General features: G+C 39.7%; 18 protein-coding genes. 16 read left to right on the forward strand and 2 right to left on the reverse strand.

All coding sequences use genetic code 11. The features are described from left to right. Positions 1-12 precede the first annotated feature (12 nt). The 6 genes from BLT18_RS11175 (at position 13) to BLT18_RS11200 (ending at position 3,685) form a co-directional block, all read left to right on the forward strand. Entirely contained in the window at positions 13-411 is a 399-nt protein-coding gene (locus BLT18_RS11175) for a DsrE/DsrF/DrsH-like family protein (RefSeq protein ID WP_091273962.1), read from the forward strand. 18 nt (positions 412-429) lie between these two features. Further along, entirely contained in the window at positions 430-1,560 is a 1,131-nt protein-coding gene (locus BLT18_RS11180) for an MBL fold metallo-hydrolase (protein WP_091273964.1), read from the forward strand. A gap of 24 nt (positions 1,561-1,584) precedes the next feature. After that, positions 1,585-1,812, forward strand: coding sequence for a sulfurtransferase TusA family protein (locus BLT18_RS11185; protein WP_091273965.1), 228 nt, complete (start codon positions 1,585-1,587; stop codon positions 1,810-1,812). A 50-nt stretch (positions 1,813-1,862) separates the two neighbouring features. After that, positions 1,863-2,648: a sulfite exporter TauE/SafE family protein gene (locus BLT18_RS11190; protein ID WP_091273966.1), complete on the forward strand. Its 786-nt coding sequence runs from the start codon at positions 1,863-1,865 to the stop codon at positions 2,646-2,648. A 38-nt stretch (positions 2,649-2,686) separates the two neighbouring features. Then, positions 2,687-3,049 carry a rhodanese-like domain-containing protein gene (locus BLT18_RS11195; RefSeq protein ID WP_091273967.1) on the forward strand — a complete coding sequence of 121 codons (363 nt, stop codon included), beginning with the start codon at positions 2,687-2,689 and terminating at the stop codon, positions 3,047-3,049. 66 nt (positions 3,050-3,115) lie between these two features. Further along, positions 3,116-3,685 (forward strand): class I SAM-dependent methyltransferase, encoded by a 570-nt coding sequence (locus BLT18_RS11200; RefSeq protein WP_091273969.1) that lies wholly within the window; start codon positions 3,116-3,118, stop codon positions 3,683-3,685. 107 nt (positions 3,686-3,792) lie between these two features. Here the strand turns inward: BLT18_RS11200 and BLT18_RS11205 are convergent, their stop codons facing one another. Continuing rightward, positions 3,793-5,433 (reverse strand): alkaline phosphatase D family protein, encoded by a 1,641-nt coding sequence (locus tag BLT18_RS11205; RefSeq protein ID WP_091273970.1) that lies wholly within the window; start codon positions 5,431-5,433, stop codon positions 3,793-3,795. A 502-nt stretch (positions 5,434-5,935) separates the two neighbouring features. Here BLT18_RS11205 and BLT18_RS11210 point away from each other — a divergent pair. Beyond that, a complete protein-coding gene (locus BLT18_RS11210; RefSeq protein WP_245705250.1) occupies positions 5,936-6,550 on the forward strand; it encodes a class I SAM-dependent methyltransferase in 615 nt (204 codons plus the stop codon). Between the two features lie 177 nt (positions 6,551-6,727). Here BLT18_RS11210 and BLT18_RS11215 read toward each other — a convergent pair whose 3' ends face one another. Continuing rightward, positions 6,728-7,630, reverse strand: coding sequence for a helix-turn-helix domain-containing protein (locus tag BLT18_RS11215; RefSeq protein ID WP_091273973.1), 903 nt, complete (start codon positions 7,628-7,630; stop codon positions 6,728-6,730). Between the two features lie 166 nt (positions 7,631-7,796). On the opposite strand from BLT18_RS11215, the gene BLT18_RS18230 reads away from it, so the two are divergent. The 9 genes from BLT18_RS18230 (at position 7,797) to moaD (ending at position 15,800) form a co-directional block, all read left to right on the forward strand. Continuing rightward, positions 7,797-7,934, forward strand: coding sequence for a hypothetical protein (locus BLT18_RS18230; RefSeq protein WP_175487479.1), 138 nt, complete (start codon positions 7,797-7,799; stop codon positions 7,932-7,934). Between the two features lie 238 nt (positions 7,935-8,172). Further along, entirely contained in the window at positions 8,173-9,183 is a 1,011-nt protein-coding gene (locus BLT18_RS11220) for a thiaminase II/PqqC family protein (RefSeq protein WP_091273975.1), read from the forward strand. 75 nt (positions 9,184-9,258) lie between these two features. Continuing rightward, positions 9,259-10,539 (forward strand): MFS transporter, encoded by a 1,281-nt coding sequence (locus BLT18_RS11225; protein WP_091273977.1) that lies wholly within the window; start codon positions 9,259-9,261, stop codon positions 10,537-10,539. A gap of 718 nt (positions 10,540-11,257) precedes the next feature. Further along, a complete protein-coding gene (gene moaA / locus BLT18_RS11230; RefSeq protein ID WP_091273978.1) occupies positions 11,258-12,274 on the forward strand; it encodes a GTP 3',8-cyclase MoaA in 1,017 nt (338 codons plus the stop codon). A 14-nt stretch (positions 12,275-12,288) separates the two neighbouring features. After that, positions 12,289-13,305 (forward strand): ThiF family adenylyltransferase, encoded by a 1,017-nt coding sequence (locus BLT18_RS11235; protein WP_091273980.1) that lies wholly within the window; start codon positions 12,289-12,291, stop codon positions 13,303-13,305. A gap of 18 nt (positions 13,306-13,323) precedes the next feature. Continuing rightward, positions 13,324-14,613, forward strand: a complete 1,290-nt coding sequence (locus BLT18_RS11240) for a molybdopterin molybdotransferase MoeA (protein WP_091273982.1) — start codon at positions 13,324-13,326, stop codon at positions 14,611-14,613. A 32-nt stretch (positions 14,614-14,645) separates the two neighbouring features. After that, complete coding sequence (locus BLT18_RS11245; RefSeq protein WP_245705251.1) at positions 14,646-15,110, forward strand: molybdopterin-guanine dinucleotide biosynthesis protein MobB; 465 nt, start codon at positions 14,646-14,648, stop codon at positions 15,108-15,110. Then, positions 15,100-15,570 (forward strand): molybdenum cofactor biosynthesis protein MoaE, encoded by a 471-nt coding sequence (locus BLT18_RS11250; RefSeq protein ID WP_091273985.1) that lies wholly within the window; start codon positions 15,100-15,102, stop codon positions 15,568-15,570. The genes BLT18_RS11245 and BLT18_RS11250 overlap by 11 nt, the downstream gene beginning before the upstream one ends. Next, complete coding sequence (moaD, locus tag BLT18_RS11255; RefSeq protein ID WP_091273987.1) at positions 15,567-15,800, forward strand: molybdopterin converting factor subunit 1; 234 nt, start codon at positions 15,567-15,569, stop codon at positions 15,798-15,800. The genes BLT18_RS11250 and moaD overlap by 4 nt, the downstream gene beginning before the upstream one ends. The last annotated feature ends 72 nt before the right edge of the window (positions 15,801-15,872 follow it).

Raw genomic sequence — 15,872 nt, forward strand, 5'->3', positions numbered from 1 at the left:
GAGGAATTATAGATGGCAAATACAAAAGTAGCGGTTATTGCGGCAAATGGATCTTTATTTGATGCGTACAAGGTGTTTAATATCGCAAGCGCTGCTGCAGCGTCCGATGCAGAAGTAGGTATTTTCTTCACATTTGAAGGGTTGAATCTCATTCATAAAGAAGCCCACAAAGATCTTCCGCTTCCAGAAGGGAAAGAACATTTTCAAGAAGGATTTAAACAAGCAAACGTACCATCCATTGAAGAATTAGTGAGCATGGCTAAGGAAATGAATGTGAAGTTAATTGGCTGTCAAATGACGATGGATGTGATGAATTTAGAAAAAGAAGACTTTATTGAAGGGATTGAAGTTGGCGGTGCAGCTACATTTATGGAGTATGCAAAAGACGCCAATATCACATTGTCATTCTAAATAAGGAGGGAAACCGGAATGTCTAAAACGCTAAGTACAAAAGAGTTAGCAAAAAAGATTATCAATGATGAACAAACACTTATTTTAGATGTCCGCAATACCGATGAGTTTGATGACTGGAAAATCGAAGGCGGAAACGTAGAAGTTATCAATGAACCGTATTTTAACTTGCTGGATAGTGTGGATCCTGTTTCTGGTAAATTGCAAAAAGATCAAGAAGTGATCGTTGTATGCGCGAAAGGCGGATCTTCCGAAATGATTGCTGACATGCTGGAAGAAGACGGTTTTACAGATGTCTACAACTTAGAAGGCGGCATGAAAGCCTGGAGTGAACATTTAGAGCCAGTAAAAATTGGTGACTTAAGCGATGGCGGAAGCATTTATCAATTTATTCGTTTAGGAAAAGGCTGCTTGTCTTACTTCATTGAATCCAATGGAGAAGCTGCCGTTGTGGATGCCAATCGGATGACAGATGTATATGAGAAGTTTGCAGAAGAAAAAGGTGTTCAAATTAAATACGCTATTGACACACACTTGCATGCTGATCACATTTCCGGCGGACGGGAACTTGCCGAAAGAACAGGGGGGGTCTATTACCTTCCTGAAAAAGACGCGGCAGAGGTGACGTTTGAATATGCGGCTTTACAAGAAGGCAGTGATATCCATGTTGGAAACACATCCATTAACGTGCAGCCGCTGTATTCTCCAGGCCATACACTCGGAAGCACATCCTTAATTGTAGATAATCAGTATCTTTTAACAGGCGATATTTTGTTTGTAAAGTCAATCGGACGTCCGGATCTTGCCGGAAAAGCAGAGGACTGGGTAGGAGATCTGCGTGATACACTATACAGCCGTTACAAAGAACTTTCTGATGATTTGATTGTTCTGCCGGCCCACTACTCGTTTGCAGAAGAACTGGGAAAAGGCGGAAGTGTCTCTGCCCGTTTAGGAGATCTCTATCAGAGAAATGCTGGACTCAAAGTAGAAGATGAAAATGAATTTAGAAAAATGGTAACGGAAAATCTGCCGCCGCAGCCAAATGCATATGAAGATATTCGCAAAACAAACATGGGGAAAATCACCCCTGAAACAGAAGAACAAAAAGAAATGGAAATTGGACCAAACCGCTGTGCGGTGGAAGGATAATACATTTTAAGAGGAGGAATCATCATGGATGCAGCAAAAGTATTAGATGCGAAAGGATTGGCTTGTCCTATGCCAATTGTGAAGACGAAAAAAGCAATGGAAGAACTAAATATAGGAGACGTTCTAGAGGTTCATGCAACGGATAAGGGCGCAAAAAGTGATCTTGCTGCTTGGACAAAATCTAGTGGACATGAGCTACTGAAAGATACAGAGGAAGATGACGTACTAAAATTTTGGATTAAAAAAGCGTAAAGGAAGGCCCATGTTATATGGGCCCCTTTTCATGAAGGAGATAATTTGTTATGGAATACAGCATCTTATTTATTATCGTTCTTTTTCTTATCGGTTTTATTGGTTCTTTTATCTCCGGCATGGTAGGCATCGGCGGGTCTATTGTTAAATATCCAATGCTTTTATATATCCCGCCAATGTTTGGGCTGTCTGCTTTTACAGCTCACGAAGTATCTGGAATCAGTGCTGTACAGGTTCTGTTTGCAACGGTAGGCGGTGTATGGGCTTACCGCAAAGGTGGATATTTAAATAAAACACTGATTGCTTACATGGGAACAGCGATTTTATTAGGAAGTTTTATTGGTGGGTACGGTTCTGAACTCATGACAGAAAGTGCCATTAATGTAGTGTATGGCGTATTAGCTACCATTGCTGCTGTCATGATGTTTGTTCCGAAAAAAGGGCTGGATGATGTGTCTTTGCATCAAGTGACCTTTAATAAATGGCTGGCTGCTTTACTTGCCTTTATTGTCGGGATTGGAGCAGGAGTTGTTGGTGCTGCAGGAGCATTTATTTTGGTCCCTATTATGCTTGTGGTCCTTAAGATTCCAACGCGGATGACGATTGCATCCTCGCTTGCTGTCACCTTTATCTCATCGATTGGTGCAACAACAGGAAAATTGTTAACAGGACAAGTATTGTTCATTCCAGCTATCGTCATGATTGTGGCAAGTATCATTGCTTCGTCACTAGGAGCAAAGGCAGGTCAAAAAGTAAATACGAAACTTTTACAAGCCATACTGGCTGTTTTGATTTTAGGAACAGCGATTAATATTTGGATGGATGTGCTTGGATAACCAGTCAGAGCATATACGTGCAAGGAGAGGAGAAAACAATGGATATCATCCTGCAAGGAATCTTTATAGCGCTAATGCTGTGGTTTATCATAAGCCGGTTCGTCCCTGTTAAAGGGATAACTAATATTAATCCGGCAGAAGCCAAGAAACAGTTGAAAGGTAATAATACCCAAGGGATTGATGTTAGAACACCTGCTGAATATCAATCGCATCACAGTAAGTTGTTTCAAAACATTCCGCTTTCTAACTTATCCAGTAAATCAAAAGAGTTAGACCCAGAAAAAGAAATTATTGTGATTTGTCAAAGCGGAATGAGAAGTATGAAAGCTGCTAAGATGCTTAAAAAACAGGGATTTAAGCATATATACAATGTAAAAGGCGGAATGAGTGCCTGGCGGTAAAATTTTTAATATGTTTTATACCCTGGTGTGTATTTGTGGAGCCGCCAGGCTAAAGGAGGAGAAAAAATGTCGGAGAAACGATTCAACCCGGATAAAGCAGAATTGCTGTTGAGTGATGATAGAAAAGAACGTTTACGGCCGGATCACTTCGTGGACATGCATTTTCAACAAGAAGACGCCATTGCTGATGTAGGAGCTGGAAATGGTTTTTTTACATTGCCATTAGCGAAAAAAACAAATAACACAGTGTATGCGGTTGATATTGCACAGCAAATGCTTGATATGTTGAAAGAACGTGCCGGTCAAGAAGGGTGCAGCAATATTCAATATGTTATCAGTGATTTAGAAAACATCCGCTTAGAACAAAACTTGGTAAACAAGGTTCTAGCAGCATTTGTCATTCATGAAGTGGAAAGCATTGCTCAGGCACTTGCTGAAATGAAGCGTATTGTAAAACCTGGCGGAGAAATTGTGCTGATCGAATGGGAAGCAGTGGAAACCGAAGCAGGTCCTCCTCTTCATGAGCGTATTTCTTCTGCAAAAATGAAAGAAATACTGCAAGAAAATAATTTCGATGCCGAAATTATTCAAATCAACGAAGAGAATTATGCAGTGAAAGCCCGCCCGCTGTCCTAAAGAAAATGTTTCCTTGCCAAATCGATGAGGATGATAAGAAAGTCAATGAAAGACAAAAACCCGGCTGAGATGATCAGCTGGGTTTTTTATTAATGGAAAAATTTGATTCAGGTCATGGATTCTGTGTTCTCCTGATTTTTGTTGGTTTGTACACGAGGTTCTTGTATTCCAGGACGACCATTTTCTACGGTAAAACTAGCGAGTTTTTGAACTGGTGCACCTTTTTCGGTTACATAGGGAACAATAAGGTAATCCGTTGTCCATTGCTCCGGAGTGATAGAGCAACGAACATATCCGCGATGAGCATTGTAGAGTTTGACGTGTTCGTTATTTAGCCAGATAGGGGTGTAACCGTCTGTTTCAGATCCATCCATTCCTGAGGTGATGGAGCTGGTAACAAACTCTGCTCCTATATTAGGGGAATCAGGATGATGAAAGTTCTCTTTTAGGTTAGCAGCGACATGTCGGTGAACGTCTCCTGATAATACGATTGGATTTTTAACATTATGTTCCTTAATCGTTGAGAATATACGATTGCGGTTTGCAACAAAACCGTCCCACTGGTCCATGCTGAATTCTTTTCCAGGTCCTGTATTTCTATCAATTTGTGTCATCACTACTTGCTGGGCAAGAACATTCCATGTTGTTTGAGAATGTTTTAAGCTATTATACAACCACTGTTCTTGTTTTTCTCCGAGTATGGTTCTCTCTGGATCTAAGCGTTTCTTGGCATCGGGTCCGGAGACAAAAACGTTTGTATAATCATCTCGGTATTGGCGTGTGTCTAGCACGTGAAAGTTTGCCAGGTTTCCATAGGTTAGCTGTCGATACAGCTTCATGTCCGGCCCATTAGGCATTGAAGTGCTTCGAAGCGGCAAATTCTCATAGTAAGCTTGATAAGCGGCAGCACGCTGTTCAAGAAATTGTTGTTCGGCAGCCCCATATTGGGAATTTTCATCTGCATAATTGTTTTCTACCTCGTGGTCGTCCCAAGTCATGACCCACGGGAAAGCGGCATGAGCAGACTGCAGATCGGGGTCAGTTTTAAAGAGAGCATAACGAAGTCTGTATTGATCAAGTGTTACCACTTTAGCATTATGAGCATTGGACAGCTCTACAGGACGTACGAGATTATCGGAGTTGATAGCATACTCATAAATATAATCACCTAAAAAGAAGACAAGATCAAAATTCTCTTCTGCCATATGTTGATAGGCCGTGTAGTATCCGTGGTACCATGCTTGACAAGATGCTAAAGCAATGGAAAGAGAAGAAATAGGTGTTTTATCAGCGGGGGCTGTTTTTGTTCGGCCAATAGAGCTGATTTGTGGCCCGGCTTTAAACCGATAATAATAATGGCGCCATGGTTCCAGCCCATCTACTTCTACATGCACAGAATGGGCTAATTCTGGTAAAGCCAAGGCAGTGCCCTTTTTCACTACATGATGAAAGTTTTGATCCTTTGCGACTTCCCATTGAACAGGAACTTTTCTGTTAGGCATACCTCCTCGTCCATCTTCAGCTAATGGCTCTGGTGCTAACCTTGTCCATAATACGACACCATCGGGCAAGGGGTCTCCTGAGGCTACGCCTAGTGTAAACGGATTATTCTTAAATGGGGGAGTTTCACTGGGGTTGGCTAATATTTTTTCAGCCGGCATCAACCCCATGGCAATTAGAGATGCAAGAGAAAGACCAGATGTTTTAATAAAATCACGTCTACTTTGGTTTTGATAATCATACGTCATAACATTATCTCCTTTTCTATATTTGCAAGGATAAGAGGGGGTTATGCTGCTGCGCCAGGAAGAGAAGAATGTTCATTCGCTGCTTTTTAAAGACATGTCTCTAAGAAAAGATTCCCGCTGCCACTACAAATACTATTGAATACAATTGTCCCTCTTTGCTCTCAGTTAAAACTGTAAAGGAATTATATAAAGAGAAAATAAACAAAATTTAAAAATATTGTGATGCTAACGTAAATAATGTCAAGAAACAGGAGGAAAGAACAACATCTAACAGGAGGAAAGAGAAGATTTCTGTCAAAATATACAAGAAATAGTTAGGAAAAGTGGAAAAGACTCAGGTCTAAAGTTCCGTTAATAGTTGAAGAACGAGAATAGAAGAAGCTCGTTATCTAGCTGTTGGTTACAATACGTATAGAAAGAACGGAAATATACCAGGCTGTGCATAATCATAGGTATCTATTGCAAAGAAGCTGTTATAATGAAACAAAAAGGACGGAGAAGCGTGAAAAAACAAACAGAAACCATCAAACGGCGCTACAATCGCATTTCTAGTGTGTTTGATGTGATGGACCGAATGATTCGTGATAAATGGAGAAAAGAGTTGCTGCAGCAGGCCCGCGGCAAAATGTTAGAAGTGGGAGTAGGCACAGGTATTAACTTAAAATATTACCCAGATGACGTTCAAGTCACAGCGATTGACTTTAGTCCGGCTATGCTGCAAAAGGCACGTGACAAAGCCATGCACCTGCCGCAATCTATTCATCTGAAGGAAATGGATATCGAACAGCTCGCTTTTGATGACAACACATTTGATACAGTTGTTTCTACATGCGTATTTTGTTCGGTCCCCCAGCCGATTCAAGGGTTCAAAGAAATACGGAGGGTATTAAAGCCTGACGGAACAGCGATAATGCTTGAACACATGCGCAGTGATAATCAAATAGTCGGAAAAGTAATGGATCTTTTGAACCCTATCGGATTACACATTGTCGGGGCTAATATCAACCGTAAAACGATAGCAAACATAGAAAAGTCCGGGATGAACGTAGAAAAGCAGGAATTTTTAATGAGTTCGATCATGAGAAAGCTTGTCTTATCGCCAAACAAAGGGGAATAGTCTTTTTAATCCCCTTTGTTGCACCCTTGTTATACTGGAGACGCTATAAGAACTTTAATGAAACAGAATTGGGATATCCTTGTCATGGGATGTGGTGAGTCCTTTTTTTATGTTTTGTTTTTGAGTTAACTCTATCGTCTCTTGTAGGCACTTAGCAACTCTTAATAGTTTTATCAGTTAATCAAACGGAATAGTATGCTTGTTTTTTATTAAATCCATATGTATTTTTACTATTTCTGAATATTGGCTTAAATGCAGCATGTCAAAAACAGAAACTGCCCGAGATAGTTTTTGTAAGGCTTCTTCTTGTTTCCCTAGTCGGTGAAGGGATTCACCAAGCTGATAGTATAGTTCTCCAGCCAAATAAAAGTGCTCTTTATATATTGATAAGTTGAGCCCTTTGTTTGCATAATAAATAGATTCTTTATAATGCCCAGTATGATGAAAAGTCTTTGCTAGATTATAGTAGACACGTAAAAGAAGAGTAACGTTTTGGTCTCCTATTTTGTCTTTTATTAGAAGAAGAACATCATTTAATAGGCTTATACTTTCGGAATATGCCCTGTTCTCAGCATGTAATATAGCCAAACTAACAATAATACTCAGCTCTTGATCTGAAGCACTTCGCTTAGTAGAGTAGTTCGTGTATTCCAGTGCTGTGTCAATGAAAGATTTAGCCTCTTCTAGTTTGTCTTCTAAATAATATAAGCATAAGGCTTGATGCCAAATGAGAAATTGTTTTAATACGGGGGACGAGTTGAAAATTGGGTTATGCCTTTGTTGATTTATAATTTTTTGGACTTGTTGGTAGTCATCTATTCGTACAGCTTTGCGAATATCTTCTTTTATCCATTTAATCCCCTCATCTACTGGACTTTCTCCTTCATCAAAAAAGGCATGTAATGGAACCCCTAGCTTTTGAGCTAATTTAACATAAATATGTGTTGTTGCCTCGGTTTCTCCTTTTTCTATCCGGCTTAACATCGATTGCGAACAAATCCCAGAAGCCAAATCCACTTGACTGTATCCTTTCATTTGCCGTATTTCTTTTAATCTACTACCTGCCTTATTTGATTTCATTTACTTCCTCCCATATGAATATATTCATATGTAACTGTGCTACATAAAAAAGTATACATTATTTTCCATGGTTCGTAGTTTTACATATATATAACAGTATTTATGAAGGGTGCATGATTTCTATTTATTGCATAAAATTCAGATAGTTGTTGAAGGAGGTAATTCAATGAATAAAACAAAGTTAGCATTCTTTTTTCATACTGTTCGTTTTAATTCCTTGATTTTATCTAACTTTCCACAATCGTTTGCTTTTGGACACTTATCTGAAGGTGTAGTAGTGAAAGGCTTACCTTTTAAACATTAAATGTGTTGAATTCTTCTTCACTGTTATTTACTTCCAATTAATAAGCTAAAGAATGTAAACGAGTTTGTTAACTATATGAAGGAGGTGATACATATGGCACTTAAAGTAAAAGTTAAAAAGCTTGATAAGAAACCTGCTTTTGCAACTGCAGCTGTGAATACAACAATGTGCGGCTAATCTAAAGACGTTCACCTAGCTTTGCTAGGTGAACGCAAAAAATATTTAGGAGGCTTTACATATGAGCACATTCACCACTTCAGTTAAGTATCCTAGGTTGAGACATTGCACATTAATTGAAAAAGAAGACACAAACAGCATATTAATGATTGTAGGATCCAATTATTTTGAAATAGATGAAGAAATGGGGTCACGGGAGAAGTTTCTTGAGGTCAAAAGTTATTTTGACGGCAGGCATTCTATCAAAGAAATAAGCAATTTAACCGAGGTCTCGGAGGAAGACCTGATTTCTATTGTTACTGAATTTGAAGAAATGGGTCTCTTAAGATCAGAAGAATCTGTGCATCTAATAAAAAAAGAAGATTTTATTAATCAAATTGAAGAAAGTTGTATAATGTGGGCCCAACAAATTGGATACCATCGTTTGTTCGGTCAAATAGAAAGTGGTGAAGCCAGAAAAGAGGTTTTTCAAGGGTATATACTTGAAACATATCACTATGTAAAATCCGCAAGGAAACACATTTCTACGGCTTTGGCACATTGTACAAATGATCATCATGAAGAACTTTTAACAGATTTTTTTAATGATGAATACAATCATTATCCGTTAATGCTTGAGTCTCTAGAAAGAATGGGAATACCTAAGGATCGCGTTGAAAGTGCTCATCCTATTATTGGAACGATGTCTTTAATTAACATGTTATGTGAAATTGGAAGACAAAGTACATTGGCTTATATTGCCTGTACATCTTTATTTGAAGCAAGAGAAGAAGATTTTGAACAATCTAAAACGTCATTAGAACGATTAGCAGAAGCTGCAGGCTTTAAAGCATCTGATGTGGCTCCAGTCATTGAGCATATGCGAGGAGATGTGGAAGCTGATCATAATAGTTTATTAGAAGAAGCTTTAGCAGACATTGAATATATAAATGCAGAAGAAGCCCATTTTGCGGTTAATTGTCTTCATGATTTGAAACATTCTTTTGACCAGTTTCATGATCAAATTCTAGAGTATTACTCGGACATATCCAACTATATTCCACGGTTAAAAGTCGATTATTTCTCTCTATGAATAAAACAGATAACTCTACATCAATTTTTCTTCACTTGATGTAGAGTTCTTTATATTTTCAAGGAGCGCTTGTATATGCGTAATTTTTTATTGCTTTTTCACTCAACGATTTGGAATAAGAGCAACTTTATTAAGCTTTGGTTGGCACAGACCATCAGCTATTTGGGAGATCAAATATATTTACTGGCATTGCCATGGTTGGTCTACAATATTACGGGTTCTTCCAGTCATATGGCTATTGTTTATGGAATTGAAATGCTGCCGTATTTATTATTTAGTATTGTCGGCGGGGTTATTTCAGATCAATGGAATAAGAAATATTCATTAGTGATAGGTAATTTATGTGCTATTGTTCCACTAATTGCTGTATTCTTGCTTTATACCCAAGGTTTTTTGCAAATGTGGCACATATATATTGCAAGTTTTATATTATCCAGCTTAGTAGCTTTTACACTTCCTGCATTTGAATCTTTAATACCTGCACTGCTGAAAAAAGATGAATTGGTGCCAGCGAACTCATTAAGTGAACTAAGCTTATCTGGTTCTAGAATTGTTGGACCATTTATTTCAGGCGGTCTTATAGCTATGGTTGGAGTTGAAGCTGCACTTTTATTAAACGCTTTCTCCTATTTCGTTGCAGGTTGTTTAATATGTTTTGTTTCTTTCACTGTTAAAAACACCAGAAAGAACATAGAAGGAAATAAACTAAAAGAAACCCTGTCTCAATTGGTAGAAGGAATTATTTATGTTCCTAGGCATCATGTACTACGTTGGGGGATTATCATGAGTACTTGCGGCAACCTGATGTTTGGGGCATATGCTTCTGTTTTGATTTATTACATGCGTGATGAGTTAACGTTGAATTCCACAGCGGTAGGTACGGTGTTAACTTTTTCAAGTGTTATTTCTTTGCTGGCTGCAGGGTTATTATCTACTCTGGTGGGGAAGCACTTACCTAATGGGCTAGTCATGATACTATCTTTAGGATTACAGGGCGTCGGAGTCATATTTGTAAGTTTATCTAGTAACCTTTTGTTTTTATTGATGTCACAGGGGGTTTATACTGCTGCAGTTACTCTTTATACCATTAACTGGCGGACACTCCGACAGGCAATTACTCCAGAATCCAAGATCGGCAGAGTGTCCGGTGTATGCCGGGGAATAGCCTTTCTAGGCGCAAGTGCAGGTGGTTTTTTAACAGGCATTGTATTGACCATTCTTACGCCAAGCACACTTTTTCTTATTGAAGGTATATGTGTAATTGGATTAGCGTTCATAATCTTTGTGTCTTCAAAGGCGTTTAAAAGGGCTGGTCAGCCAGAAAAAAATATCAACCAATATACAGCTGTTAATTGATAGAAAAATATAAAAAAGATTGTTGTGCCGCACAAATGGCTTGCTGACTGTAACAAAAGAGTGGTGAGCCGACAAATATATGAAAGAACCATATGAAAAACTGGGTTTTGTCTTTATGAAAAAACAAGTCGGAAGCATATATATAAGGATGAAATAAATATCAAACGTGACAGGGAACGTAAAAGTTCAGGATAGAAAGGAGAGAGGAAATGGGAGTAATGAGCAGGCCGTCATCATTTAGAGCACTGATCAGTGCCAATTAAACATTAAGCAGATAATGACACGTCATGGTACTTTATTCCATCTTCGATTGATGATATATTTAATGGAAAACAATATTTTTGTTTTAAAACCATAAGCAGAAAAACGTATTAGGTTAAGAGTGGCATAATTATGACGTATTCGTCTTACAATATACAAACATCGTTTTTAGATAATTACACCAATTGTGATATTTGATGCCTGCATTTTTTCATGTCACCAATTTTTGTTTTGTATTCCTTTCACTTCAACGTTGTGTTGTGAATGGAAGATACAAGTTACTAGTATATACTCATGCAGGTGTTTTATGTAGGGAAATCGTTATTGGAGTTATTTTGTTGTCTCTCCTGCAACTGAATGGATAACTAGATAAGATAGCGATCAAATAAGTTGTGTCACATGATGTGAACCTTCAACCGCGTTTGGTAATTAACTGCAATCGAAGGAGGGACAAGATATGAAAGATGTTCGCCTAAAAGATCAATATGAGCGGCCGCTTCGTGATTTACGTATATCTGTGATTGACCAATGTAATTTTCGGTGTTCTTACTGTATGCCCAAGGAAATTTTTGGAGATGACTACCCGTTCATGAGTGAAGGGGAACTGCTTTCTTTTCAGGAAATTGTTGCCCTTGCCAAACAGTTTACAAAGCTGGGCGTGGAAAAAATACGAATAACGGGCGGAGAGCCTTTAATGAGAAAAAATGTCTCTCAATTAGTAGAACAACTGGCTGACCTAAAAGGTATTCATGACATTGGTATGACAACCAACGGTGTTTATCTCGTAAAACATGCTCAAGCCCTGAAGGAAGCAGGACTTAAAAGAGTAAATGTAAGTCTTGATGCGCTAAGTAATGCGGTGTTTCAAGAGATGACAGGAAGAAATACGAAGGTAGACGCAGTCTTGCGAGGAATAGACGCTGCCATACGAGCTGATTTAGAAGTGAAAGTAAACATGGTGGTAAAAAAAGGTGTAAATGACAATGAAATTACTCCTTTGGCAGCGTACTGCAAGAAAAAAGGAATCACTCTCCGTTTTATTGAATTTATGGATGTCGGCCAGACAAATGGCTGGAATTTTTCCAAAGTTGTCACTAAAAAAGAGATTTATGAACAACTGCAGCATATTGCGCCGCTTGTACCAATGGAAAAAGCCTATTTCGGGGAAGTCGCCTCGAGGTACCGTTATCAAGGGTCAAATGTAGAAGTGGGGTTTATTTCATCCATTTCTGAGACATTTTGTTCGAGCTGCACACGAGCAAGAATCTCAGCAGATGGAAAACTATTCACTTGTTTATTTGCTGAAACAGGATATGACTTAAGAAAATTGATACGTTCTACAGCATCGATGGATGATATCGGCAAGCATATAGAAGATATATGGAAGAGACGGACAGATCGTTACTCAGAGGAAAGAACAGAAGAAACAGCCAGAAACAGACGAAAAATTGAAATGTCCTATATTGGCGGATGAAGGAGAGGTGGCAGATGGAAGACAGATATGCCAGGCAGCAGCTTTTCTCCGGGATTGGAAAGGAAGGACAGAAGCACATTCGTGAGAAAAGTGTCTTGATTATTGGAGCCGGTGCATTGGGTGGTGCCAATGCAGAAATGCTTGTACGGGCAGGTGTCAGGAAAGTCACAATTGTAGACCGTGATTATGTGGATGCAAGCAATTTACATAGACAGCAGCTGTATACAGAACAAGATGCTAAAGATAACATTCCGAAAGCTATTGCAGCTGAACAGCGTCTGCGTGCTGTTAATACCGATACGGAAATAAAAGGGATTGCAATGGATGCAAAAGCAGATAATGTGGAAAGTCTGCTGGAAGATGTAGATCTTATCGTGGATGGCAGTGACAATTATGAAATACGTTTCATTATCAATGATTTGTCTCAAAAGCATCATATCCCGTGGATCATGGGGGCTTGCGCTGGAAGTAATGGAATGAGTTATACATTTCTCCCTGGGGAAACACCATGCCTTCAATGTGTTCTTCCTTCTATGCCCGATGTTGGAATGAGTTGTGAAACCTCAGGAATTATTGCACCTGCTGTTCAGATAACCGCATCGATACAAACAACAGAAGCTTTAAAGCTATTAGCAGGCCGTTGGAATGATTTGCGGAAGAAGCTGCTGCTGTTTGATGTATGGCAGGGGCAGCCGCTTTCTATCAATATGTTCCATGCTAAAAAGGCGGACTGTCCTTCCTGCGGAGAACAAAGAGATTATCCTTCTCTTCGTTATTCATTCGAAACAAAGCTCGAAGTCTTGTGTGGAAGAGACACCGTTCAAATTAGACCTTCCCATAAAAAGGAGTATGACTTTTCTTCCTTAGAAGGTGTATTGGAAAAACACGGCAAAGTCCGCCGTAATCCGTATGTGCTTACTTGCCTGTTACATGATTATCGTCTTGCTGTCTTTCAAGACGGCAGGGTGCTTGTGCATGGAACAAACGAGGTAGAAAAGGCGAAAACAATCTACCACCAGTTGTTAAGTTAAGAGAAAGGGAGCTGTCACATGGTTGAGAAAAGAACCCCCATCCCAGTAGAAGAAGCTGTACAAAAAGTGATGGAATCAGAGATTGTGCCAAAAACCAAATGGGTTTCTATTGAAAAAGCATACGGCCGCTACTTAGCAGAAGATGTAAAAGCAGATCATGATGTTCCTCCGTTTGATAAGTCGCCTTATGACGGGTTTGCCCTCAAAGCAGAGAATACCAAACAAGCCACAAGAGAACATCCGGTAACATTTGAAGTGGTCGGTGAAATAGGAGCAGGTTCGGTATTTGAAGGAGAAGTAGAGGATTTTCAAGCGGTGCGGATTATGACTGGTGCAAAAATTCCTGATGGTTGTGATTGTGTCATTATGCTGGAGCTGACAAAAGAAAAACGAAAAAACAATCAAGTATATATGGAAATAACACGGTCGTTAAAAAAAGGTGATAATATTTCCTTGCAAGGTGAAGATACGAAAAAAGGAAATTCATTAGTAAAAAAAGGAACGTTTATTAACCCAGGTGTTAGCGCGCTGCTCGCAACGTTTGGCTACAGCGACGTCCCGGTAGCTAAAAAGCCGGTTATCGGCCTGCTTGCCACGGGCAGTGAACTTCTTGATGTGTCTGAACCTCTTGAGCCGGGCAAAATACGTAACAGCAATGCATACATGGTTCTTGCCCAAATAGAAAAGGCGGGAGGAGAAGCTAAATATTTTGGAAAGTTCAGTGATGATTTTGAAGATTGTCTAGAAGCGGTAGAAAATGCTTTATCAGAAGTAGATATTTTAATTACAACAGGCGGCGTCTCCGTCGGGGATTACGATTACGTGCCAAAGATTTTAGAAAAACTAGGGGCTTCCGTGCTGTTTAATAAAATTGGAATGCGGCCTGGCAGCGTAACAACGGTGGCTCGTTTAGGAAACAAGCTCTACTATGGACTTTCGGGAAATCCTTCGGCATGCTATGTTGGATTTGAATTATTTGTACGTCCTGTTATTCAAAAAAGCCTGTTTCATCCAAGACCGCACTTACGAAAAACGAAGGCTGTATTAGGTGCAGATTTTCCTAAGCCGAACCCGTTCACACGTTTTGTGAGGGCGAAATTAGAAGAACACAATGGTCGCTATACAGTGATTCCTTCAGGTCTGGATAAGTCAGGAGTTGTTACATCTTTAGCAGATGCTTCGGCTTTTATTGTCCTTGCCGGGGGAACGCGGGGATATGAAAAGGGTATGGAAGTGGATGTCCTTCTATTAGAAGACTGGATAGGCAGTGAATGGCCATGGAACAATATTGTCCCGTCATACAGGTAGTAGGCTGCAAAAACAGCGGGAAGACGACACTGATGAATCAATTAATTGCCCGAAGTGCTGCGAATGGGTATAAAACGGCAGCTATTAAACACCATGGCCATGGAGGGAAGCCGGCTGAAGAAGTGGCTGAAAAAGACAGCAGGCAGCACCTTGGGGCAGGTGCAGCAGCTGCAGCAGTAGAAGGGGAAGGATCAGTGCAAATACAAATCAATCAGGCGGGCTGGACATTAGAAGATACTATCGCTTTGTATCAGTTTTTCTCGCCTGACATGATTTTTGTAGAAGGATATAAACACGCTGGTTATCCGAAAGTGGTCCTATTGCGTGGACAAAGAGATGCAGCGCTTTTAAAAGAATTATCAAATATTTTTTGTGCGGTGACGTGGGAACCAATCGAAAAGGAAGATGCTTTTTCGATTCCTGTCTATACATTCTACGGTGAAGACGACTATGTAAAAAATATATGGAAAAAGGTGAAAGCGTATTATGGCAGATGATTTATTTGCAGTCACAGATAAGCCTGTATCCATCGGAGAAATAACACAAAAAGTGATACGACCTGAGTGCGGAGCCGTCACGACTTTTACAGGCACTGTACGTGAATTAACAAATGGCAAACGAACGTTGAGTTTGGAGTATCACGCGTATAAAAGCATGGCAGTGAAAATGCTTGAGCAGATTGGGCAAGAGATACAAGAAAAATGGCCGGATACGCTGGCAGCAATCACTCATAGAACCGGTCATCTTCAGATTTCTGATATTGCCGTTGTCATCGCTGTGTCCTCGCCGCACAGAAAAGCAGCTTATGAGGCCAATCAATATGCCATCGAACGAATTAAAGAGATTGTTCCTATATGGAAAAAGGAACATTGGGCAGATGGTACAAAGTGGGTTGGCGATCAATTAGAAACGACCGCTTATCCACAAGGGAAACCACCGAAAGGAGATGCCTTATGATAAAAGTTTTATTTTTTGCCCGTTTACAGGAAGAGATAGGAAAAGAGTCAATGGAAGTGGAAAAGGCAGGGGTGAGTGTTTCCGATTTGAAAAAATGGCTGGCAGCCACTCATCACCTGCCCCATATGACACAAACGATGGCGGCTATTAATGAAAACTACGCAAACGATGATGATATTGTAAATGAAGGCGACACTATTGCTTTTATTCCTCCAGTCAGCGGAGGATAGTTACAGACTGAGGTTCACCAGGGATATTATTCATGGATGAGCTGTGCCTGTTGCAGAAAAGAAACAAAAACA

Origin of the sequence: Alteribacillus persepolensis, assembly GCF_900099605.1 — a bacterium.
In the GTDB taxonomy this organism is placed as follows: Bacteria; Bacillota; Bacilli; order Bacillales; family Marinococcaceae; genus Alteribacillus; species Alteribacillus persepolensis.